The 21,212-nt window shown below is 62.3% G+C and carries 17 protein-coding genes; 6 read left to right on the top strand and 11 right to left on the bottom strand.

Features of this window, described 5'->3' with window-relative positions:
- Positions 1-12 precede the first annotated feature (12 nt).
- The 4 genes from MUN81_RS05360 to MUN81_RS05345 form a co-directional block, all read right to left on the bottom strand.
- A complete protein-coding gene (locus MUN81_RS05360) occupies positions 13-387 on the bottom strand; it encodes a hypothetical protein (RefSeq protein ID WP_198976280.1) in 375 nt (124 codons plus the stop codon).
- An 806-nt stretch (positions 388-1,193) separates the two neighbouring features.
- Positions 1,194-1,829, bottom strand: coding sequence for a Crp/Fnr family transcriptional regulator (locus tag MUN81_RS05355; protein WP_245115672.1), 636 nt, complete (start codon positions 1,827-1,829; stop codon positions 1,194-1,196).
- 258 nt (positions 1,830-2,087) lie between these two features.
- Positions 2,088-3,761 carry a 2-oxoglutarate dehydrogenase complex dihydrolipoyllysine-residue succinyltransferase gene (gene odhB, locus MUN81_RS05350; protein ID WP_245115670.1) on the bottom strand — a complete coding sequence of 558 codons (1,674 nt, stop codon included), beginning with the start codon at positions 3,759-3,761 and terminating at the stop codon, positions 2,088-2,090.
- A 54-nt stretch (positions 3,762-3,815) separates the two neighbouring features.
- A complete protein-coding gene (locus MUN81_RS05345; protein WP_245115669.1) occupies positions 3,816-6,728 on the bottom strand; it encodes a 2-oxoglutarate dehydrogenase E1 component in 2,913 nt (970 codons plus the stop codon).
- A 496-nt stretch (positions 6,729-7,224) separates the two neighbouring features.
- On the opposite strand from MUN81_RS05345, the gene MUN81_RS05340 reads away from it, so the two are divergent.
- Complete coding sequence (locus MUN81_RS05340) at positions 7,225-7,710, top strand: hypothetical protein (protein WP_245115668.1); 486 nt, start codon at positions 7,225-7,227, stop codon at positions 7,708-7,710.
- A gap of 101 nt (positions 7,711-7,811) precedes the next feature.
- On the opposite strand, the gene MUN81_RS05335 is transcribed toward MUN81_RS05340, so the two are convergent.
- The 4 genes from MUN81_RS05335 to MUN81_RS05320 form a co-directional block, all read right to left on the bottom strand.
- The gene (locus tag MUN81_RS05335) at positions 7,812-8,993 is read right to left on the bottom strand and encodes a major royal jelly family protein (RefSeq protein WP_245115667.1); all 1,182 of its coding nucleotides are present in this window, start codon (positions 8,991-8,993) and stop codon (positions 7,812-7,814) included.
- A 118-nt stretch (positions 8,994-9,111) separates the two neighbouring features.
- Positions 9,112-9,927, bottom strand: a complete 816-nt coding sequence (locus tag MUN81_RS05330) for an SHOCT domain-containing protein (protein WP_245115666.1) — start codon at positions 9,925-9,927, stop codon at positions 9,112-9,114.
- 26 nt (positions 9,928-9,953) lie between these two features.
- Positions 9,954-10,682 carry a hypothetical protein gene (locus MUN81_RS05325; protein ID WP_245115665.1) on the bottom strand — a complete coding sequence of 243 codons (729 nt, stop codon included), beginning with the start codon at positions 10,680-10,682 and terminating at the stop codon, positions 9,954-9,956.
- A 27-nt stretch (positions 10,683-10,709) separates the two neighbouring features.
- Positions 10,710-10,964, bottom strand: coding sequence for a hypothetical protein (locus MUN81_RS05320; RefSeq protein WP_168672096.1), 255 nt, complete (start codon positions 10,962-10,964; stop codon positions 10,710-10,712).
- A gap of 135 nt (positions 10,965-11,099) precedes the next feature.
- Between MUN81_RS05320 and MUN81_RS05315 the strand changes: the two genes are divergently transcribed.
- Positions 11,100-11,288 (top strand): hypothetical protein, encoded by a 189-nt coding sequence (locus MUN81_RS05315; RefSeq protein WP_245115663.1) that lies wholly within the window; start codon positions 11,100-11,102, stop codon positions 11,286-11,288.
- An 89-nt stretch (positions 11,289-11,377) separates the two neighbouring features.
- Here MUN81_RS05315 and MUN81_RS05310 read toward each other — a convergent pair whose 3' ends face one another.
- The gene (locus tag MUN81_RS05310) at positions 11,378-12,169 is read right to left on the bottom strand and encodes a class I SAM-dependent methyltransferase (protein WP_245115661.1); all 792 of its coding nucleotides are present in this window, start codon (positions 12,167-12,169) and stop codon (positions 11,378-11,380) included.
- A 115-nt stretch (positions 12,170-12,284) separates the two neighbouring features.
- Between MUN81_RS05310 and MUN81_RS05305 the strand changes: the two genes are divergently transcribed.
- Together MUN81_RS05305 and MUN81_RS05300 are read left to right on the top strand one after the other, a co-directional pair.
- On the top strand, positions 12,285-14,348 hold the full coding sequence (locus tag MUN81_RS05305; protein WP_245115659.1) for a S9 family peptidase: 2,064 nt from the start codon (positions 12,285-12,287) through the stop codon (positions 14,346-14,348).
- Between the two features lie 161 nt (positions 14,349-14,509).
- The gene (locus MUN81_RS05300; RefSeq protein ID WP_245115657.1) at positions 14,510-16,450 is read left to right on the top strand and encodes a 7TM diverse intracellular signaling domain-containing protein; all 1,941 of its coding nucleotides are present in this window, start codon (positions 14,510-14,512) and stop codon (positions 16,448-16,450) included.
- An 18-nt stretch (positions 16,451-16,468) separates the two neighbouring features.
- Here MUN81_RS05300 and MUN81_RS05295 read toward each other — a convergent pair whose 3' ends face one another.
- Together MUN81_RS05295 and MUN81_RS05290 are read right to left on the bottom strand one after the other, a co-directional pair.
- On the bottom strand, positions 16,469-18,637 hold the full coding sequence (locus MUN81_RS05295; protein ID WP_245115655.1) for an FUSC family membrane protein: 2,169 nt from the start codon (positions 18,635-18,637) through the stop codon (positions 16,469-16,471).
- 80 nt (positions 18,638-18,717) lie between these two features.
- Positions 18,718-18,954, bottom strand: coding sequence for a hypothetical protein (locus MUN81_RS05290; protein WP_245115654.1), 237 nt, complete (start codon positions 18,952-18,954; stop codon positions 18,718-18,720).
- A gap of 417 nt (positions 18,955-19,371) precedes the next feature.
- On the opposite strand from MUN81_RS05290, the gene MUN81_RS05285 reads away from it, so the two are divergent.
- Both MUN81_RS05285 and MUN81_RS05280 read left to right on the top strand, forming a co-directional pair.
- Complete coding sequence (locus tag MUN81_RS05285) at positions 19,372-20,034, top strand: hypothetical protein (protein ID WP_245115652.1); 663 nt, start codon at positions 19,372-19,374, stop codon at positions 20,032-20,034.
- Positions 19,947-21,113: a gliding motility-associated C-terminal domain-containing protein gene (locus tag MUN81_RS05280; protein WP_245115650.1), complete on the top strand. Its 1,167-nt coding sequence runs from the start codon at positions 19,947-19,949 to the stop codon at positions 21,111-21,113. The genes MUN81_RS05285 and MUN81_RS05280 overlap by 88 nt, the downstream gene beginning before the upstream one ends.
- Positions 21,114-21,212: the final 99 nt, after the last annotated feature.

The following is a 21,212-nucleotide window of genomic DNA, read 5'->3' as shown; positions in this document are numbered from 1 at the left end:
GAGCAGGCAGTATTAGTTCAGGTTGTCGGCCGTCGAGCGCAGCACTTCGCGGGCAATGGCGAGGTTGGTTTCGCGCGAGTTCACCACCAGGTAAATGAACTTATTGCCGGCCAGCTTGATGAGGTGAAACTGATTGGTGAGGGTGATGAGGATGTCCTCGATGTTCTCGCCGCTCAGCTTCAGGGCCGACATGGCTTTTTGCTTCTGCTTCACCACTTCCGTGTTGTAGGCGGCGGCGGTTTCGGGGTTCAGGGCCGGCGAGTTCGAGTGCGAGGCCAGGGCCATGCCCGAGGTGATGTCGACCACCGCCACGGCCACCAGGCCCGGCAAATCGTTCAACACGTCTTGTACTACTTTGCCAGCGGGGGAATTTGTCGAGTAAGCCATTGAAGAGGATGGGTAAAAATGAAGGGTTATGGTTAGTTATTAAGGAGTTATTTATTCCAACACTTCGGCAGCCAATGCCAGCCCAGTACCTGCACCGTAAGGCGTGCAACGCACTGCTCGTGTCTGGCCAACCGAATCAGATGCAGCCGTTTTCTTAGCGAAGTGAGGATGTAGTAAGTATTCTTGCTGCGGACAGCCCAGTCAATGCCTACCTGTTATGGTTAGCGCACAGCTTGAGTCGCGTTGTGGCGCCGCGGCCCGCAGGAATGTGAGGTACGCCAGGCAGTTGCGGGTAGCCGGTTTCATCAAACCCAGGACGGTAAGACGAACGGCTTGCTTATTTAAGGCAAAATATTTTTTTGTGCTTTTCAAATATCGAATCTCGCCTCAAACACCTCATGTGATGACTACCCCGCCGGGGTACTGCCGCCGCATTACTGGATTAGCGCGATGGTATTAACTGAAGATATTGGCTGAAATAAGCTCAAGAATAAAACAAGCAATTATCCACATTTTTCAGCAAATAACAGCCATTTACAAAGCCTATTTTCTATTACAAATCTCCGCCGGACAGCAACCTAATAAAAATGACCTATGTCATTTTCTGCGATGATTTAAGTCAAAAAGCAATCCAACGAGTGACATCCAACGTATTCCATCGATAACAAATTTTTATAATTTATTTAATATCCATCTATTTCAATTAGAAATTGAAATAGCACGAGGAGCCCTCCCTTGCCCGGGGGTGGACAATTGCCTGATTGGGAAAGAAATAGTGTCGGCCGGGCTGCTGGCCCCGGCACCATCTAATCGTAGAGGGAGGCAATCCGGCTGAGGCCATTCGGCAGCAGAATGGTTACCTGGCTGCCCCGCGTGGCAATGATGCCTTCTTCTTTGAAATCAGATAGCAGGCGGGTGGCGGTTTCTTTGGCGGTGCCCACCATCGAGGCCAAGTCCTCGCGCGAAATTGCTATGGTAAACGGCAGAGCCTGGTCTTCTTCCCGGAAGGTGTGGTAAAGCAGCAGCAGGGCCTCGGCTAGGCGCTCGCGCACGGGCTTGTAGGCCAAGTGTAGCATCTGGACCTCGGCGGCGCCCAGGGCTTTGGCCATCATCTGCATGAGCGAAGTGGAAAACTGCACGTTGGACTGCCACACCCGGAAAAAATCGGCGCGCGGAATAAAGCACACCACGCAGTCTTCGAGCGCCACCGCCGAGGTGGAATAGGTGGTTTCGGTGAGTACCGACTGGAAGCCCATTACGTCGCCGCCCTTGGAGAGGCGCACAATTTGCTCCTTGCCGTCGCCGCTCGTTTTGGTCACTTTGATTTTGCCCTGGTTCACGCAGTGCAGGCCCAGCGATGGGCTGCCCTCCTGAAAGATGCGCTGCCCTTTCTGGTAGCTCTGCGACACTTTGCTGCCCGAGATAAAGTCCAGTTCTTCCAACTGGCAGCACCCCATCAGCGGGCCTTTCCGGTTAGGACATTCCTGGCAGTTTGGAGTAATGAATTTTCCCATGGGCTATAAGTTCACCAAGCTTAACAACCCCAAAGATAGGACTTCTTTCAATAATTCAATTCATGCCAAATGTTCGACCTTGCAAATCCACCTAAAATATGCTTTATAAAGCCATTCCCAATTCCAAAAATGAAAAAGGCCTGTTCCCAACGCGGGAACAGGCCTTTTAAAAATCCTATTATTAGACTACACTCCAAACATCATGCGCGTCGGGTCTTCAAGCAGTTCCTTCACCCGCACCAGGAAGCTCACCGACTCGCGGCCGTCGATAATGCGGTGGTCGTAGCTCAGGGCCAGGTACATCATGGGGCGGATGACCACCTGACCATTTTCGGCGATGGGGCGCTGGATGATGTTGTGCATGCCCAGGATGGCCGATTGCGGCGCGTTGATGATGGGCGTGCTGAGCATGGAGCCGAACACCCCACCGTTGGTGATGGTGAAGGTGCCGCCGCTCATTTGCTCAATGGTGAGCTTGTTGTCGCGGGCCAGGCCGGCGAGGCGTACCACCTCTTTCTCAATGCCGTCGAACGACAGTTGCTCGGCGTTGCGAATGACGGGCACCACCAGGCCTTTGGGAGCCGACACGGCAATGCTGATGTCGCAGAAATCGGAGTACACGATTTCGCCGTTGTCAATCTGCGCGTTCACGGCCGGCCATTCTTTCAGAGCGATGCATACCGCCTTGGTGAAGAAGGACATGAAGCCGAGGCCCACGCCGTTTTTCTCCTTGAACTTGTCCTTGAACTTGTTGCGCAGGTCCATGATGGGCTGCATGTTCACCTCGTTGAAGGTGGTGAGCATAGCCGTTTCGTTCTTCACCGACACCAGGCGGCGGGCCACGGTCTTGCGCAGGTTCGACATTTTCTCACGGCGCACGTTGCGGCTGCCGCCAGTCGGTGCCTGGTTGTTGGTGCCTGGTGCTTGGGCGGTGGCCGGTGCGGCAGCAGGTGCAGCCGGGGCCGGAGCAGCCGGACGAGCCTGCGCGTTCTGCGCATCTTCCTTGGTGATGCGGCCGTCGCGGCCCGTGCCGCTTACGCTGCTGGCGGCAATGCCTTTCTCGTCGAGAATCTTGCCGGCGGCCGGCGAGGGCACGCCCGTAGCGTAAGTAGCTGCGCCAGCGCTGGCCGACTGCGAAGCCATGGCCGCAACTGGTGCTGCTTGAGCCGCCGGCGCAGCAGCCGGGGCGGGCGCGGCAGCGGCGCCGCTGCCGCCTTCGATGCGGGCAATGACGGTACCGATGGCAATGGTTTCGCCCTCTTTCACGGCGTGGCGCAGGGTGCCGTTCCCTTCGGCGGGCAGTTCAAAGGTGGCCTTATCCGATTCCAGCTCGGCAATCACCTCGTCGCGGCTCACCTGGGCGCCGTCTCCTTTCAACCACTTAGCAACGGTCACTTCCGTGATGGACTCCCCTACCGTTGGGATTTTCATCTCGATGGAACCGCCGCCAGCCGGAGCCGCCGCACCCGCGACCGGAGCGCCGGGCGTACCGGGGTCGTTGCTTTCCTTGCCCGCGGGCGCCCCGCCGTAGCCGGACTGGTCGCTGGCTTTCGGGTTCTCCTCTCCTTTCGAAACGGGGTCGGCCGCGGAAGCCGCGGGCGCCGCCGGAGCAGCTCCGCCAGTAGCGGCCCCATCCAAATCAGCAATGACGGTGCCGATGCCGATGGTTTCCCCCTCGGCCACCCGGATTTTCAGCACGCCGTCGGCTTCGGCGGGCAGCTCAAAAGTGGCTTTGTCAGACTCCAGCTCGGCAATTACTTCGTCGCGCTTCACGGCGTCGCCGTCTTGTTTGAGCCACTTGGCTATCGTGACTTCGGTGATGGATTCGCCAACGGCGGGAATTTTGATTTCAAGGGCCATGTGCAGGCGTTTTGGATAGTTTCGTTGTGAGAAGAAGGAAATCGAACGGGGTTATCAGTCGGTGGCTTTGGCCTTTTCTGCCGTTTCCTTGATGTTGGCGTCGGCCACGGCTTCTTTGGGCTTGTCGAAAGCGCGGGCCACCAGCTCTTTCTGCTCCTTTACGTGGATTTTGTTGTAGCCGGTAGCCGGCGAAGCCGAGGGCTTGCGCGCAATCACGTCTTCCAGCTCGCGGCGCAGGAAACGCAGCATGTAGTTCCAGTAGCCCATATTTTCGGGCTCTTCCTGCACCCAGTACAGCTTGGCTTTCGGGTACTTGGCCAGTTCGGCATCGAGCTGCTTTTTGGGGAAGGGGTGCAGCTGCTCCAGACGCACAATGGCCACGTCAGTCCGGTTAGAGTTGCGTTGCTCTTCCAGCAGGTCGAAGTACACCTTGCCCGAGCACAGCAGCACGCGCTTTACCTTTTTGGCTTCGGCAAAAGTGTCGCCCAGCACCTCGCGGAAGCCGCCGCTGGTGAACTCCTCCACCGGCGACACGCACAGCGGGTGGCGCAGCATCGACTTCGGCGACATCACCACCAGCGGCTTGCGGAAGCTCCAGGCGAGCTGGCGGCGCAGGGCGTGGAAGAAGTTGGCCGGCGTGGTCATGTTGGCCACCACAATGTTGTACTCGGCCGCCAGCTGCAGGAACCGCTCGGGGCGGGCGTTGGAGTGCTCCGGGCCTTGGCCTTCGTAGCCGTGGGGCAGCTGCATCACCACGCCGTTCATGCGCTGCCACTTGCTCTCGGAGCTCACCACAAACTGGTCAATCATGGTCTGGGCGCCGTTGGCGAAGTCGCCAAACTGGGCTTCCCAAATCACCAGTGCCGTGGGGTTGGCCATGGCGTAGCCGAATTCAAAACCCAGCACCGCGTACTCGCTCAGCAGCGAGTTATAGATGCTCAGTTGCTCGTGCTCGCCTTCCATGAAGTTGAGCGAGTTGTAGGGCGCCGAGGTTTCGGCATCGTGCAGCACCGCGTGGCGGTGAGAGAACGTGCCGCGCTGCACGTCCTGGCCGCTCACGCGCACAATGTGCTTCTCGCTCATCAGCGAGCCATAGGCCAGCAGTTCGCCGGCGGCCCAGTTCAGCACGCGGGTCTCGTAGAACATCTTGCGGCGCTCCTTCAGCAGGTTGTCAATCTGCTTAATCGGCTTGAAGCCCTCCGGAATCGTGGTCAGGGCCTTGGCCACTTTCTGCACCACGTCTTCGCTGATGCCGGTTTCGGGCGATTGGTCGAAGTCCTCCGGCTTGGAGCGGCGTAGGCTGCGCCACTCGTTTTCCAGGGCCTGGTACTTATACGGCAGCGGCTGCTGCTTCACCATGTCGAGGCGGGCCTGCAGGGTGTCGCGGAACTCGCGGTCCATTTGGTTGGCTAGCTCGGCGTCCACGTCGCCGCGCTGCACCAGCATGGCGTTGTACACCTCGCGCGGGTTCTGGTGCTTCGAAATGAGGTTGTAGAGCGTGGGCTGCGTGAATTTGGGCTCGTCCGATTCGTTGTGGCCGTGGCGGCGGTAGCACACCATGTCAATGAAGATATCGGCGTGGAACTGCTGGCGGTACTCAGTAGCCAGCTGCACGGCAAACACCACCGCTTCGGGATTGTCGCCGTTCACGTGCACCACCGGCGCGTCGATGATTTTGGCCAAATCCGTCGAGTAAATCGACGAGCGAGCATCTTCAAAGTCGGTGGTAAAACCCACCTGGTTGTTAATCACGAAGTGGATGGTGCCGCCCGTCTTATAGCCTTCCAGCTGCGACATCTGCGTCACCTCGTAACCAATGCCCTGGCCGGCCAGCGCGGCGTCGCCGTGAATGAGGATGGGCAGAATCTGGTGGTAGTCGCCGCCGTACTGGTGCTCGATTTTGGCGCGCACGAAGCCTTCCACCACCGGGTTCACCGCCTCCAAGTGCGAGGGGTTGGGCGCCAGCTTCAGGTTTACCTTCTGGCCGCCGCTGGCTTCCACTTCCGACGAGTAGCCCATGTGGTACTTCACGTCGCCGTCGCCCATGGTCAGGTCGGGCACCGCGGTGCCTTCGAACTCGCTGAAAATCTGCTCATAGGTCTTGCCCATGATGTTGGCCAGCACGTTGAGACGGCCGCGGTGGGCCATGCCAATCATCACTTCCTTCACGCCCAGCTCGGCGCCCTTGCCAATGATGGCATCCAGCGCGGGAATGGTCGTTTCGCCGCCTTCGAGCGAGAAACGCTTCTGTCCCAGGAATTTAGTGTGCAGAAAGTTCTCAAAAACGACGGCCTCGTTCAGCTTCTTCAGAATGCGCTTCTTGTATTCCACGCCGGGGTTGAAGGCCAGCGAGTCCTTCTCCACCTTCTCGCGGAACCAGTCGAGCACCTGCGGGTCGCGGATGTACATGTACTCGAAGCCAATGGCGCCGGTGTAAATCTTCTCCAGCGCTGCCACGATATCACGCAGCTTGGCCTGCGGGCCCAGGCCCAGGCCTTCGCCGTTCTTGAACACCGTGTCCATGTCGGCTTCGCCCAAGCCGAAATCGCTCAGGTCAAGGCGGGGCTTGCGGTCTTTGCGCTCGCGCACCGGGTTGGTTTTGGCGCGCAGGTGGCCTCGGCTGCGGTAGGCGTGAATGAGGTTGCGCACGGCCGTTTCCTTGTCGGAGGCCACAGTTTCGCCGCTACTGATGCCGGGGGCATTGTTGGTGGAAGCCGCCGTTTGGAGCACGCCGTAGTCGGCTGGCTGCGGGGCAGCAGCCTTGGAAGCCGGGGCGCCGTTGCTGGTGGTGGCGCTGCCATCGCCGGGCACCACGGGGGCACCTTCAGGAAATTGCTGCGAAAAGTCAAACCCTTCAAAAAACTTGCGCCAGCCGTAATCCACCGATTCCGGGTTCTGCTGGTAGGCCTGGTATAGGGTTTCAATGGCCGCCGCGTCGGCGTTGGCGATATACGAGTATGCGTCCATGAGGGAAGGAGCTTAAGTAAGGCTTAGCAAAAGTAACAAGCCTAATACAGAGCCAAAAACCTGAATTCGGTTTTACAAATAAACCTGTTAAGCAAGCACATTTGTGCTTTGCCTATGCCGTGCCTGTGGGATGGGTGGAGGGCAATTTATGGAATTTCGCGGGCTTGCCGCGACAAGTAGATACGGGCAACACCCGGGTGCGTTTGAGAACGCCCAAGGGCTCAGCTCCGCAGGCAGGAGTCTGATGGGTGTTGAGCCCGGCTTCTTCTATAAACTTTCTGCTATGTATGGCGCGACAGCCACCTCCAAGGCCGTTAGCAATTGGATAATTTATTTTTAGCAAACTTATCCAACGTGTTCATCGTTAACCTTTTTCGCCTCGGCCCAAAAAGCCGGGGTTTTGCCCATTCCGCCGGGCTTAACAGGCGGTCGAACGAACCCTAGATAAATGTATAATGCACGGCTATTTATAGATGTATTTCTAGCAGTCGCGACGTTGGCAGCGCCGCTTTTTAATTCAACTACTTCGGCCCACAACACCACCACCACGGGCATGAAGGCGTTTTTGTCATCGCGCGGGGTGACCCGCCGCATGGTGGCCAAAAAGACCAGAAAGGCCGATTCTCTGGTGGCCCGTAGCCTCACTTATACCGTGACGGCCACCATCTACGAGGCCGTGCCGAGCCAGACGGACAGCGAGCCGTTTATCACCGCCGACAATTCTCGCATCAAGCGTCATTACGGGACCAAAAAGCGCTGGATGGCGCTTTCGCGGGACTTGCTCAAGCCCTGGGGCGGCAAGTTTGACTTCGGCGACAAGGTGCGCGTACGCGGCATCTCGCCCAAGCTCGATGGCATTTACACCATCCACGACACCATGAACCGCCGCCATCACCACTGCATGGACATTCTGGCGCACCCGAGCGAAAAGCTCGACATCTACACCAAAGGCGTCAAGATTCAGAAAGTGGCCATGCGCTGATTTATAACTTCTATAGACCCAATCATTCGATATGATATGCAACAAAGCCCCGCCAGCACTGGCGGGGCTTTGTTTTTTAGGGCCCAGGCTGCGGGTGCTGCCTATTTGGGAAGGGCCATTTTGAAGATGCGGAACGGCTGGCGGGGCTGGCCCACGCCCTTGTTCCAGTTGGGCGTTTTGTGAATGGCCGAGTTGGTGACGTAGAGGTTGCCATCGGCGCCGAAGCTATAGGTATCGGGCCATTGCAGACGCGGGTCCTTGGCCAAGGTTTCGATTTTGCCGGCGGGGGTGCGGCGCAGCAGCGCGCTTTGCTCGAACGAGGTGAGGTAGACGTTGTTGGCGGCGTCGATTTCCAAGCCGTCGGTACCGGGGATTTCGCCCACGGTTTCGACCTGCTGGCCCAGTTGGGCTTCGGACAGGGCCGGGTCGCGCAGGGCGGCGGTTTTGATGCGGTAGAGCGTGTGGCCGGTGAGGGGACAGTAATAGAGGTAAGCATTGTCGGTGCTCAGGGCAATGCCGTCGGCGTTGAACTGGGCGGGCTTGCCCTGCAGGTCAAGCATGGGGTGGCCTTCGGCTTTGATGACCAGTCCTTTCACGGCTTTGGTAGAAGAATGCTTGTCGAGCAGGCGGCGCGATTTCAGCGTTTTCAGGTCGACTACCACCAAGGCGCCGAGGCCCGACTCGGTGATGTAGGCGTAGTTGTTTTGCAAGTCGATGCGCACGTCGTTGAGGTAGGACTTGCGCGGGGCCACCGCTTCGGGAAAGGGGATGGTGAGCAGCACTTGGCCGGTTTTGGGGTCGGTTTTGACGAGCTTGGGGCCGCCGGGCACCGTGAATTTCAGGCCGGGCGAAGCCGGGTCGAGCACCCACACCATGCCCGACTTATCGGCAAACACGCTTTGCGGGCAAATCCAATGCTTGAGCGGCTCGGACTTCACCGAGTCGTTCCACACGCACCAGCTGGCGTTGGGGTACGGCGTGAGGGTGCTGTTGGGGCCGACTTTGGCAATGGGATAAGACGGGTTCCAGTCCCAGCGCGGAAAGCAGGCAAACACCTGGCCGCCGGGCGCCACGGCCACGCCCACCATCTGCGGGTCGTTGAACTCGGCCACCACCTGCAAGGGCGAGTTGGCCGGGGTGGCACTGCCGGTAGTGGCGGTGGTGTCGTATGCGGCCGAGGTGGCAGCGGTACCAGAGTTGCTGTCGGGCGACGAGCAGCCGCCGAGTAAGGCAGCCGCCAGCGCCACCGACAAGCTCAGCGGATGAAAGCGGAGAGACGTCATCAAGGAAAACAGTGGGATGGAAAGGAAATAGAAAATCCCGGCCGTGAGGACCGGGATTTTCACATACGCCCTTTCAGCCCGTGCGTTGAGGCAGGCCACTAAAAATCAGACAGCGACGCTAGATGCCACCTGCCGAATCGGTGGGCGCCGTGACGGGGGCCGCCACCGAATCGTGCGCAGGCGGCGCCGGGCGGGGCTGAATAACCGGCGCCGGGTTGGCCGGGGCCACCCGAATGGTTTCGGGCGCGGCAGTAGCGGGCAGCTCCGCAGCCTGCGGTCCGGTTTCGATGGGCGCGGCCAGGGTGTCGGCGGGCGTGAGGCTGGTGCTGGAAATGCGCTCCGACGGCCGGCGGTTCAGCGACAGGTACAGCACCAGCGACAGTAGCGCCAGCAAGCCGCCAATGGACAGGATGAGGGCCAGCGGGCTTTTGGCGGCCGGCGCCTGCGTTTCCGGGAATTCGTCGGCCACATACGCGGCATTGACCAAATTGTATTCGGGAGCCGGCTCTGCGGCGGGCACCTCCACGGGGAAAGACGCGGGCGGCGAAGGCGGAGGCAGCGACGTTTCGGCTTCGAAGGCACGGCGCACTACAGGCGGCACAAAAGCAGGTTCGGGCTCGACTGGTGCAGCGCCGGAAACAGACGTGTAAAACGGCGGCGCCGTGGGTGGCTCCACTGGCGCCGTAGTTGGCACTTCAGCAGGTGGCGAAAAGTTGGTGGCAGTGGGTAGCGTAGATGGTGCGGGCAGCGGGGGCTCCTGGGGTAGCGTCGGAGCGGCAGCTACGGGCGGCACCGGGGGCACGGGCGGAGTGGCCGGCTCCTGAAACACCAGCCGCTGCTTCAGCGCTTCGAACTCGGTGGGCGTGAGAGCCCCCGCGTCGAGCATTTCCTTGAGCTGGCGCAGCGTGTCGAGGGGCGAAGAAGGGTTGTCCATGAACCTGAATACGGCCGGCGGCGAGGCTAGTTTTTGCGGTCGAGGGCGGAGAGGCGGTCGCGGCGACGCTGCAGGCGCAGGCGGCTCTCGTCGAGCAGCACCTTGTTTTTGGTTTGCGCCGCCGAGTCGGCGCGCGACTGCAGCAGGTTTTCGGCGTTCTTTTTCTTCAGCTCTTCAATGCGGGCTAGGTTTGCCTCGGTGTTGGTTTTCAGGTAGGCCTGCTCTTTTTCGAGGCGCTCCTTTTCTTTTTCCACGGCCTTGAGCTTTTTCTCGGCTTCGGCTATCATGTCGCGGTAGGCCTTGAGGCGGGCGGCGCCGGCGAAATTCTGGGCAATGGCGCGCAGGGCGTTGTATTCGGTGGCGGTTTTGTCGGGGTCGAAAAAGGTATTGTCATCGAACCCGCCAAACAGCGACACTTCCGACACCGAGTCGGACGGCGCGATGATGGTGGCGTAGAGGTCCACGAGCTTGCCCGAAATGGTGCTGGCCGGCGTTTGCTTGGCCGTTAGCACGTCGCTCTTGCCCATGCCCAGCAAGCCGCCGGTTTTGAACTTCACGTTGTAGCTGCTCTTCATCCAGTCCTGGAAGAATTCGCGCACGTCGGTGGCTTTGCCGTCCACCTGCACCTTGAGGGCCGGGCGGGGCTTTTTGTTGTAGTTCACTTCGCCGGGGCGCACGTCGTAGAGCTGGGCCGAGGCCAAGACCGGGGCCAGCCAGCCGGCCAGCAACAGCAGGAGGAAATAGACTTTTTGCATGAGAAAAGGGCGTGTGTGGCGTCGGAGTTAGCGCAGCTCGTGGCGGTCGAAGGCGGCCTGCAGGTCGGCGCGCATGGCCTGAAAGCGGGCAATGGCGGCGGCCAGAAATTCGTCGTCGAGCAGCTCGCGGGCTTCGGCGTCGGTGCCGGTCAGCAGGTCGAGCTCGGCCACTTTGTAGGTTTGCTCCAGGTTGCCCTGTTCCAGTTTCAGCAGAAACTTGCCGTTCCAGGCCAGCAAGGTGATTTTGACGGCGGGGTGCGGAATGTCGGCAACGTGGCGCATAAACAACGAAAAAAGGCCGGGAGCCGGGCACGAAGATAGTAAGCTCAACCTAACTCCTCCCCCGCCCCGCGCGTAAAAAAATGCGTGGTGCGACGCCCCGCACCCGTTCCTTTCCACCTCTAACCACCTACTGCCATGCCTCAGGGAGATAAGTCGAAATACACCGACAAGCAGAAGCGCCAGGCCGAGCACATTGAAGAAGGCTACGAGAAGCGCGGCGTGCCCAAAGACGAAGCCGAAGCCCGCGCCTGGGCTACAGTGAACAAAAACGACGGCGGCGGGAAACAACCCGGCGGCTCGGGCCGTAAAAAGGACGGTAAATGAATCTTACTTGCGCTTATGCGCTGGCAAGTGGCTGTCACCCACAGAAAAAAGCCCCTCCAACTCGGTTGGAGGGGCTTTTTTTGGTCTGCCTATGGTTTCCGGGCCACCATTTTCACCAGGCGCAGCTGCTCTTTGGTGAAATCGGCGGTACCGATGGGCTCTTCGTAGCGCACGATGGTGAGGCCGGCGGCGGCGTATAATTTGGGCAATTCGTCGGTGTTGAAAAACACGCGGTAGTCGCCGCCCACCACCTGCACGCGCTTGGTGGCGTCCATGTGAAACGCTTCGAGCACCACCAGGCCGCCGGGCTTCAGGGCGCGCATCACCCGCGCGGCGTAGTCGCGGCCGCCCGCGTAGCTCAGCACAATGAGGTCCCACTTGTTGGTGCCCCAGTCGTAGGTGGCCATGTCGGCCACTTCGGTGGTGAGAGGCACACCCAGCTTGCGGGCGCGGGCCTGGGCGTAGGCCAGGGCCTTTTCGGCAATGTCGACGCCCGTCACGCGCCAGCCCTGCTGGGCCAGGTAAATGGCGTTGCGGCCCTCGCCCATGTCGGCGTCGAGGGCGGTGCCGGGCGGGAGGCCCTTCGCGGTTTCGACCAGCAAGGCGTTGGGCTTCTCGTTGAGGGTGCGGGCCCGGGCAAGGGAGTCGGTGAGGAGGTAGTTCCACCGGATGCGGGTGCGCTCGGCCATCTGGCGTTTGTGTTCGGCCTGCTGCGCCGCCGTGGGGTTGGCGGGCAGCACCGGCTCGGGGCCGAGGCCGGGAATGGGCGGCAGGCTGCGCTTGGCCGGCGCGGGGCCGGTGGGCTGCTGGGCGCAGGCGGCCAGCGCGCACAACAGCAATCCGGCTGTCAGGAGCAGCACACGGGGAACGATTGGTTTCATAGCAGGCTCATCAAAAGCGGGTTGACTATAAATGTAGCTTAAAAATAGAAAAACCACTATGCTTTTCGGGAATGCTGCCCCGCGGCCATGCGGCTGCCGGCTGTAATTTTCGGACATGAACAAGCTCTTTCTTGGCGCGCTGGCGGTGCTTCCGCTCGCGGCGGCCGCTCAAACCCCAACCTCCACCGTCCTCACCCCCGAAAAGCTCTGGCAGTTGGGCCGCCTGGGCGAAATGCAGGTATCGCCCGATGGCAAAACCGTGGCCTACACCGTCACCAAGTACAGCCTGGCCGAAAACAAGGGCAACGCCGACATCTGGACCGTGCCCGTGGCCGGCGGCGCGGCCCGCAAGCTGACCGACACGCCCGGCTCGGAAAACACCCTGAACTGGCGGCCCGACGGCAAGCTCACGTTCGTCTCGGGCGAAGGCGGCACCGACCAGTTGTATGCCATGAACGCCGACGGCAGCGGCAAAACCAAGCTCAGCGACTTTCCCGACCAGGGCCTGAGCAACCTCAAATACGCGCCCAAGGCCAATTTCATCCTCTACACGCAGGACGTGAAGGTGACGCCCACCACGCTGGACCTGTTTCCGGACCTGCCCAAGGCCGACGCCAAAATCATCGACGACCTCAACTACCGCCACTGGAACGTGTGGGACGACCACATGGCCAGCCACGTGTTCTTCCAGCCGCTGAATGCCGACGGACGGCCCGAAGGCTACGGCAAGGACCTGATGCCCGGCGAGAAGTTCGACTCGCCGCTGATGCCCGACGGCGGCGCCGAGCAGCTGGCTTTCTCGCCCGACGGCTACCGCATTGCCTACACCAGCCGCAAGCTGACCGGCAAGGCCGAGGCCGTGAGTACCAATTCCGACATCTACCTCTACGACATCCACAACGCCCAGACCGTGAACCTGAGCGAGGGTCTGCCCGGCTACGACACCGAGCCCGCCTTCTCGCCCGATGGCAAGCAGGTGGCTTGGCTCAGCATGGCCACGCCGGGTTTCGAGAGTGACCGCAACGGCATCGTGGTGTATGATTTTGCCAGCAAAAAGCGCGTCGACATCACCAAAGGCTCGGAGCTGAGCGCCAACAACGCCCGCTGGAGCGCCGACGGCAAAACCATCTACTTCATGGCCGTGGTGGCCGGCACCGAGCAGCTGTACTCGCTGCCGAGCAAGGGCGGCAAAATCAAGCAGCTCACCACCGGCGCGCATAACTACAACTCGTTTGAGCTGGTGGGCAAAGACCAGGCGGTGGCCAACCGCACCACCTTGTCGGCTTTTGCCGACATCGTGCGGCTCGACCTGAAAACCGGCAAGGAAACCCCGCTCACTGCCATCAACAAAGAAAAGTTGGCCGGCATCCGGCTGGGCAAGGTGGAAGACCGCCGCGTGACCACCACCGACAACAAGCAGATGCAGGTGTTCGTGATTTACCCGCCCGATTTCGACCCCGCCAAGAAGTACCCCACCCTGCTCTACTGCCAGGGCGGCCCGCAAAGCCCCATCACCCAGAGCCAGAGCTACCGCTGGAATTTCCAGCTGATGGCGGCCAACGGCTACATTGTGGTGGCGCCCAACCGGCGCGGCCTGCCCGGCTTCGGGCGCGAGTGGAACGACGCCATTTCGGGCGACTTCGGCGGCCAGCCCATTCGGGACTACCTCTCGGCCATCGACAAGATTTCGGAGGAGCCCTACGTGGACAAGGACCGGCGCGGCTGCGTGGGCGCCAGCTACGGCGGCTACTCGGTGTATTTCCTGGCCGGCCACCACAAGGGGCGCTTCAAAACCTTCATCTCGCACGATGGCATGTTCGATTTGAACAGCTTCTACACCACCACCGAGGAGATGTTTTTCGTGAACCACGACCTCGGCGGCGCGCCCTGGAACGTGCCCCAGCACCGCTCCTACACCGAGTTCAACCCCATCAACTTCGTGGGCAAGTGGGACGCGCCCATCCTCGTCATCCACGGCGGCAAGGACTTCCGCGTGCCCGAAAGCCAGGGCATGGAAGCCTTCGGCTCGGCCCAGATGCGGGGCATCCCCAGCCGCTTTCTGTACCTGCCCAACGAGGGCCACTGGGTGCTGAAGCCGCAGAACGCCGTGCTCTGGCAGCGCGTGTTTTTCGACTGGCTGGGCCGCACGCTCAAGCCCAACGGCGCGGCGGCGAAGTAGTTGACAGGCTTTATGTTCTATGCTGGGGTGTTGTGGTTGCCAGTGGTGGCCGCAGCATCCCGGTTTGTTTTTTGGAGAATTTTATGGCAAAACCAGATGAAATTCAGATAAACGTATAGTTATTTGTCGGCTCTGTTGCCAGCGGTTTTCATTTCTTGCCTATGCGGTTTTGCTACTTCGCGGTGCTGATGCTGGGCTTGTGGGCCGGAACGGCCGTGTCCGCCCGGGCGGCCGACAACCCGCCGCACCGCCTGCGCGACACCCTGCTGCTGAAGGACCCCAAAGGCGCGCACCTTTCCGAAGCCTACCGCTACTACACCGAGCCCTTTGGCCCCGCGCCCGACCCCGAACGGGCCGAAGCCCAGTACCGCGCCGGCCGCTTCCGCCCCGGCCCCTGGCACAAAACCCTGAACCTGGGCCTGCTGCACCGCCGCGTGTGGCTGCGCCTGCCGGTGCGCAACACCGAAGCCAGGCGCCTGCGCTTCCTGTGGAGCATCTTCAACTTCACCGACAGCGCGGCGCTCTACATGCGGCGGCAGGGCGAAACCCGCTTCACGCGCCTGGGCGACGCCAGCTCGTGGGCGCCAGCGGCCGAGCGGCAGTTCCCGGCTCGTTCGCTGAGCTTTCCGTTTGAGCTGAGCCCCGGCGAGGCGGCCGTGCTGTACCTGCGCGCCGACGTGCACACCGGCGGCGTGTACCTGCCCACCTACATCGAAACCGCCGAGCATTTTCTGGCCTGGGAAATGGGCTTTCCGTTTGAGCGGCACTGGGTGTGGCTGTTGGGTTTTTACCTGAGCAGCGCGGTGTTCAGCCTGGTGCTGTTTGCGTTTCTGCGCGACCGCATCTACCTCTGGTACGTGGCCTACGTTGCGGCCGTGGCGCTGTTTCTGATGATGGAGGACGGCCTCGACGCCCTGCTGCTGCCGGGGCCACTGTACCGCCTGCTGTGGTCGGTGGGCCAATACAATTTCCTGATACTGGCCGGCGCAGCGGGCATTCGCATCATGCAGCTGTTTTTGCGGCTGCCGATGGCGGGCAAGCTGTACCGCACCGGCTCTTGGCTGGCGGGCGCGGCGGCGGTGCTGGTGGCGGCCTACGCGGCGGTGTTTCCGTGGGCGGTGCGCCACAGCCTGCCGCTGGTGGAAGGCCTCAACTACGGCCGCGAGGTGCTGATGCTGCTGGTGTTCGGCTACGGCTGGGTGACGCTGGTGGCGGCCTTGCTCTCGCGGCACCGGCGGCGCCTGGCGGCGTATTATTCACTTACGTACCTCTGCTTTTTTGTCGGGTACGCGGTATTTTGGCTGAACCACTTGGGGCTGAGCAGCTTCAACCCCATTTACCCCAACACGTTGGCCTGGGGCCTGTTTGCCGAGTTGCTGGTGCTGAGCGCCCTGCTCACGGGCCGCTTTCGCTACACGCTGCGGCAGAATGCGCAGCTGCGCATCCGGCGGCTGCAGCAGCGCAACGAGGAAGGCGGCCGCCTCATCGCGGCGCAGGATGCCGAGCGCGAGCAATTGGCCCGCGAGCTGCACGACGCCCTGGGCCCCAACCTGGCCGCCCTGCACATGGCCTGGCAAAGCAACGCCGTGCGCGACGCCCTGGCCGCCGCCCCCAATGCGGCCACCATCGGCCTGCTCACCGAAGAAATTCTGGGCCAGCTCTACAGCCAGGTGCGCCAGCTCAGCCACTCGCTGCTGCCCATGGAGCCCGGCACCAACCGCCTCCATAATTCCATTGTAGCGCTGTGCGACGCCTTCAACCTCAACGGCCCGCCCCACGTCGACACCCGCCTCGACCCCGGCCTCGACGCCCTGCCCCAGGCGGTGCAGTCGGCCGCTTTCCGCATCGTGGCCGAACTGGTGAACAACGCCGTGCGCCACGCCCAGGCCCGCCACGTGCAGGTGCAGCTGCGCTGCCACGCCGCCCACCTCGAGCTGTGCGTGGAAGACGACGGCCGCGGCTTTGCCCGCGGGGAGGACACGCCGCCCGTGGGCATTGGCCTGCGCGGCGTGCGCACCCGCGCCGCCTACCTGGGCGGCAGCGTGCGCATCGAAACGCCGAACGCAACCGGGACGCGCGTGGTGGTGCAGCTGCCTTTCTGATGCAAAAACCTATTGGGGCTAAGCGGCGCCCGACAAAGCAGGCGGCTGGTGCTCCACCAGAATCTCCGAAATCTTGCTGATATCGGTGCTCACCTTCTGCAGGAAAGCGAGCTGCTCGAGCAGGGTTTTGTCGTCGGACGCGTCGGTTTCAGCCGTGCCGAGGCCCAGTTCGGCGGCGGGGGCGGCAGCGGGTGCTATGCGCACCAGGCTTTTTTGCAGGGCGGCTAGGGCACTGGTGAGGGCGCGGCGGCTTTCGGCGGCGAAGGGCGGCACGGCGGGCGCGGCCTCGCGCAGGGTGGCGGTGAGGGCGGCGATGTTGGAGGAGAGAATGTGGTTCAGCACCACAAACTCGTGGGTTTCGGTGGGGCGGTGCTGCTTGCTTTTGGGCTCGGTGAGCATGCGCTGGAAGGCGGCCGCCAGGTTGGCGCCGCTCACGTACACGTCCTTGCGCAGCAGGCGGTACTCGTTGGGCGGCAACGGGCGGCCGGCCAGGCGGTTGGCCAGCTGGCGCAGGTAGGCCAGATTGGCGCGCAGGGCGGCGGCCATGTAGTCGGTCAGCTGTTCCGATTCCCAGCTGGGAAACAGGAAATACCCGGCCGAAAACGCAATTGCGCAGCCAATGAGCGTGTCGGTGATGCGCTCCTCGGCCACCCCAACGTAGCTGAATCCCAGAAAGCTGAACATGATGAGCAAATAGGCCGTGAGAAAGACGACCGTGGCCAGGTACACGGTGCGCTGGAAGCTGTAGGCCAGCACCATGAACACCACCAGCACGCCAAACCGCGCCTCCGTCCAGGGCAGGGCCCAGAGAATGACTCCGCCCAGCGCCCCGCCCGCCAGCGTGCCGATGATGCGCTCGGTGTTGCGCTGGCGCGTGAGGCTGAAGCCGGGCTTGAGCATGATGGTCACGGTCATCAAAATCCAGTAGTTGTGCTGGCCATGCCAGAGGCTTTCGGCCAACACGAAGGCCACAAGGCAGGCCAGCGTCATGCGCACCGAGTGGCGGAACACGCTCGACTTCAGGGTGAGGTTTTGGCCGAAGGCCTGCCGCTCGATTTCCTGGTGGGCCACAAACCGGGCGTGCTCGGCGGCGCGGCTGGGCACGGGCGAGGCAACGGCCAGGCTTTCGTCGAAGTAGCGGCGGATGTTGCCCACGCGCCGGATGATGTCGCGCAGGTTGACCAGAATTTTCTTCAGCACCCGCGTGTGGCCTTCGCCGTCGGCGTCGAGGGCGCTGATGCGGACTTGCAGGCGCCCCCATTCCTCGCTCAGGTCGGGGCCCGGGCCGGCGTAGCGGCGGCTGGTCTGGATGGCCACGCCGAGGTGGTCGAGCTCGGTGGCAATGTGGCGGATGAGGGCGGCAATGTCGGGCAGCACGCCACTACTACCAAAGGTGGCGCGCACCGTGCCGTAGTCGTAATACCCGGCCGTGATGCGCTCGTACAGGTCCACGGTTTCGACGAAGGTGAGCACCAGGCGGCGGCCGGTGCTGGTGGTTTCGTTCACTATCTGGCGGGTGCGGAACAGGAAGTCGCGGGCGGCCTCCTGCTTTTCATTCACCACCACCTGCTGGGCCACCAGTTCGCGGTAGTCCTCGTCGAGGGCCGTTTCGGGCAAATAGAACTTGGCTTTTAGCTCCAGAAAGCGGGCCAGCGCGTGGATGCACTCGCCCAGCGCCTGCTGGGCCGGGCGGTAGGGCAGCACCTGGTAGGCCACCATGGCCAGGCCGGCGTACCACAGCCCGCCCAGCAGCAGCAAGCCCGCATGCGGCAGCACCTCGCTGAGGGCCGGGGGGTGGGCCAGCAGCAGCACCACGTTCAGCAGGCCGGCCGTGCCCACGGCCCCGGCCCGCGCGCCCCACACCAGAAACATGGTGCACAGAAAACTCAGCACCCCGATTTCGAGCCCCAGCAGCCACACGCTGGTGGCCGCCAGGCTGGTGAGCAGGGCCGTGAGCACCACCACGGCCAGGGCGGCCAGCATGCCGTTGCGGCGGTGGGCGGCCGGGCCGGGGGTGTCGGTCACGCTCACGCACACGGCCCCGGTCGAGACGGTGAGGCCCAGGTCGAAATGCCCCCACTGGGCCAGCAGCAGCGCCGGCAGCAAAATGGCCACCGTGGTGCGCACGCCGTCGGAGAAGTTTTGCCCGGACAGGAAGTAGCGGAGGCGGCGGGAGTGGGTGTTCATTCGAAGAAAGCGCGGACTGGCTGCGAATAAACGGGAAGCCCGGCCATTTTGGTTAGGCCGTCGGCGTCCCGCCGCCACTTTTAGAGCAGCGTCGTGCTGGGCCGGTCGGGCTCTTCGTCGTAAGCGGCCGAGTCCTCGTCGGCGTACACGGTGCTTTCCAGGTCGTCCACGCAGGTTTCGAGTTGCTGCACCTCTTCCTCGCGCTCGGCCAGCTGCTGCCGCAGGCGGGCCAGCTCGTGGGCCTGCTGCTGCTGCACGGCTTCGAGCCGGGCCAGGCGCGGGTCCTGGCAGGCCGGTAGGGCCAGAGCCGCGGCCATTAGCAGCCCGCCAAGCCCGCAGCGCGGGCGGAGAAATGCAGGAAAGAGGGTTCTCATCGGCCCAAAAATACGCACGAAGGCTGGGGCCGGCCTACCGGTGCAGGTCTTACTACACGGGCAGGTGGCGAAGGGGAATGGCCGCGCCCGACTTCATGCAGCTCCGGAACCGTTTCAGCCAAAGACGTGGAGGATACCCCCACGCCTGTCATCCCGAGGGCAGCGGGGTGCTACGCCGCGGCAGTCGTGCTTACGCCTGCCTACACAGTGCCGGTGCTTACAAACTTTCAGGCCGGCAGCATCGCAGGCATTAGGTATTATGATACTTCAGCGCCTACTTGTGTTTAATTCACCCCTTAGTAGCCGCTCACCCAGGCATTTTGCTTCATCACCCCTTCATTTTACCCCCCTCTTCACCCGATGAGAATAACATTTACGCGTTTAGCCCTTGCGCTGGCCCTGGCAGGCCCGTGGGCATTGCAGTCGGCTCGAGCCCAAACCACTTACGTTCCGGCCACCGTTACGGGCTTCAACGCCGACGTAATTGCCAACGGTAGTGGGGCGGTAGCCAACTCCACCACTGCCTCCGTCGACCGTGGCAACGCCACCGTGAAGTGGTGCTTTGCCAATACCAGCTTCGTCAGCCCTTCGGGCATCGCCCTTGCAAACGGGCCCGCCTTGCCGGTTAACGGGCTTATCACCAGCGTCAGCACGCCCAACCTGACCTTTCAATTGGCTCCAGCCACGGGCAACAACTCCCTGCGCATCGACGGCATAGGCACGGGCACGCTCACGCTTGCCAACCCGCAGCCCTGTACCGAGGTGATGGTGCTGGCCACCGAGGGCAACGGCAGCAGCGCCACCAAAACCTACACCCTGACTTTCACCGACGGCACCAGCCAGGCGGCCTTTTCCTCACCGCTTCCCGGGACTGGTTTGGTGGCACCTCGCCGGCCATTCTGGTGGGCAGCCGGGTGGGCTATGTCGACAACAGCGTGGACATTCAAGTCACCAATCCGCGCATTTACGAAGTGCGGGTGCCGGTGCAGCCGAGCAACTACGGCAAGTCGGTGCAACGCGTGACCATCTCGAAAGGCTCCTCCGACCCCGTGCTGAACGTGATGGGCATCAGCCTAGGCTCCAACTGCCTGGGGGCGCCCACCGGCGGCACGGCCACCGCCAGCACGCCCAGCGTGTGCCCCGGCCTGCCCGTGGTGCTGAATCTGACCGGCGCCACCGTATCGGGCAGCATCACCTATCAGTGGCAGGCCTCGACGGACGGCGGCCTGACCTTTAGCAACATCGCGGGCGCCACCACCGTGCCCTTCACGGCCCGCCCCACCGTTTCGACCCGCTACCGTGCCGTGGTGACGTGCGGCCCGCAGTCGGGCAACTCGGCCGCCGTGGCCGTGGCGGTGCTGCCCACCACGGCCACCGTGGCCTACGCGCCCGGCCCTATCTGCCTGCCTGCGCCCGGCACCGCGGGCACGGCCACGCCGCTGGCCGCCACGCCCGCCGGGGGCACGTTCAGCAGCACTACGGGCCTGGTGCTCAATGCCAGCACGGGCGACATCGACCTGGGCGCGTCGGCACCGGGCACCTACACCGTGACGTATAATCTGCTGAACGCCTGCCAGGCCGTGGGCACCACCACGGTTACGCTGGTGCGCAACACGCCCACCCTGGCCTATTTGGCTACCACTTTTTGCCGTACGGGCAGCACCACTATTACGGCCACGCCGGCGGGCGGCACGTTTAGCAGCACCCCGGGCCTGGCCATCAACCCCACCACGGGCGTGATTGATTTGGTCAATTCAACAGCGGGCACTTATCTCGTGACCTATACCAGCGCAAGCCCGTGTCCGGCCGCGGCTACGGTACAAGTGGTGGTGAAGAGCGACGCGCTGCCGGTATTTCCCACCGTGCTCACGCCCAACAACGACGACAAGAACGACGTGCTGCGCCTCAAAATAGCCGACGTGACCGGCTACCACATCCGCGTGTACAGCCGCTGGGGCCGCAAGGTGTATGAGGGCTACGACGCCGCCCAGGGCTGGAACGCCGCCGACAACAGCGCCGGCATGTATTACTACCAGGTGAGCTACACCGACTGCGCCGGCCGCCTGCAGGAATACAAAAGCTGGGTGGAAGTGGTGAAGTAAACGCTTTCACGAGAGCACAACATCGCCGCAAAAGCAGAACGTCATGCTGAGCGCAGCCGAAGCATCTCTACCGCGAGAGTAATTATACTGCCGTGGTAG

This window comes from Hymenobacter sp. 5317J-9, assembly GCF_022921075.1.
In the GTDB taxonomy this organism is placed as follows: domain Bacteria; phylum Bacteroidota; class Bacteroidia; order Cytophagales; family Hymenobacteraceae; genus Hymenobacter.
This window is presented reverse-complemented; position numbering and strand designations above follow the sequence as displayed.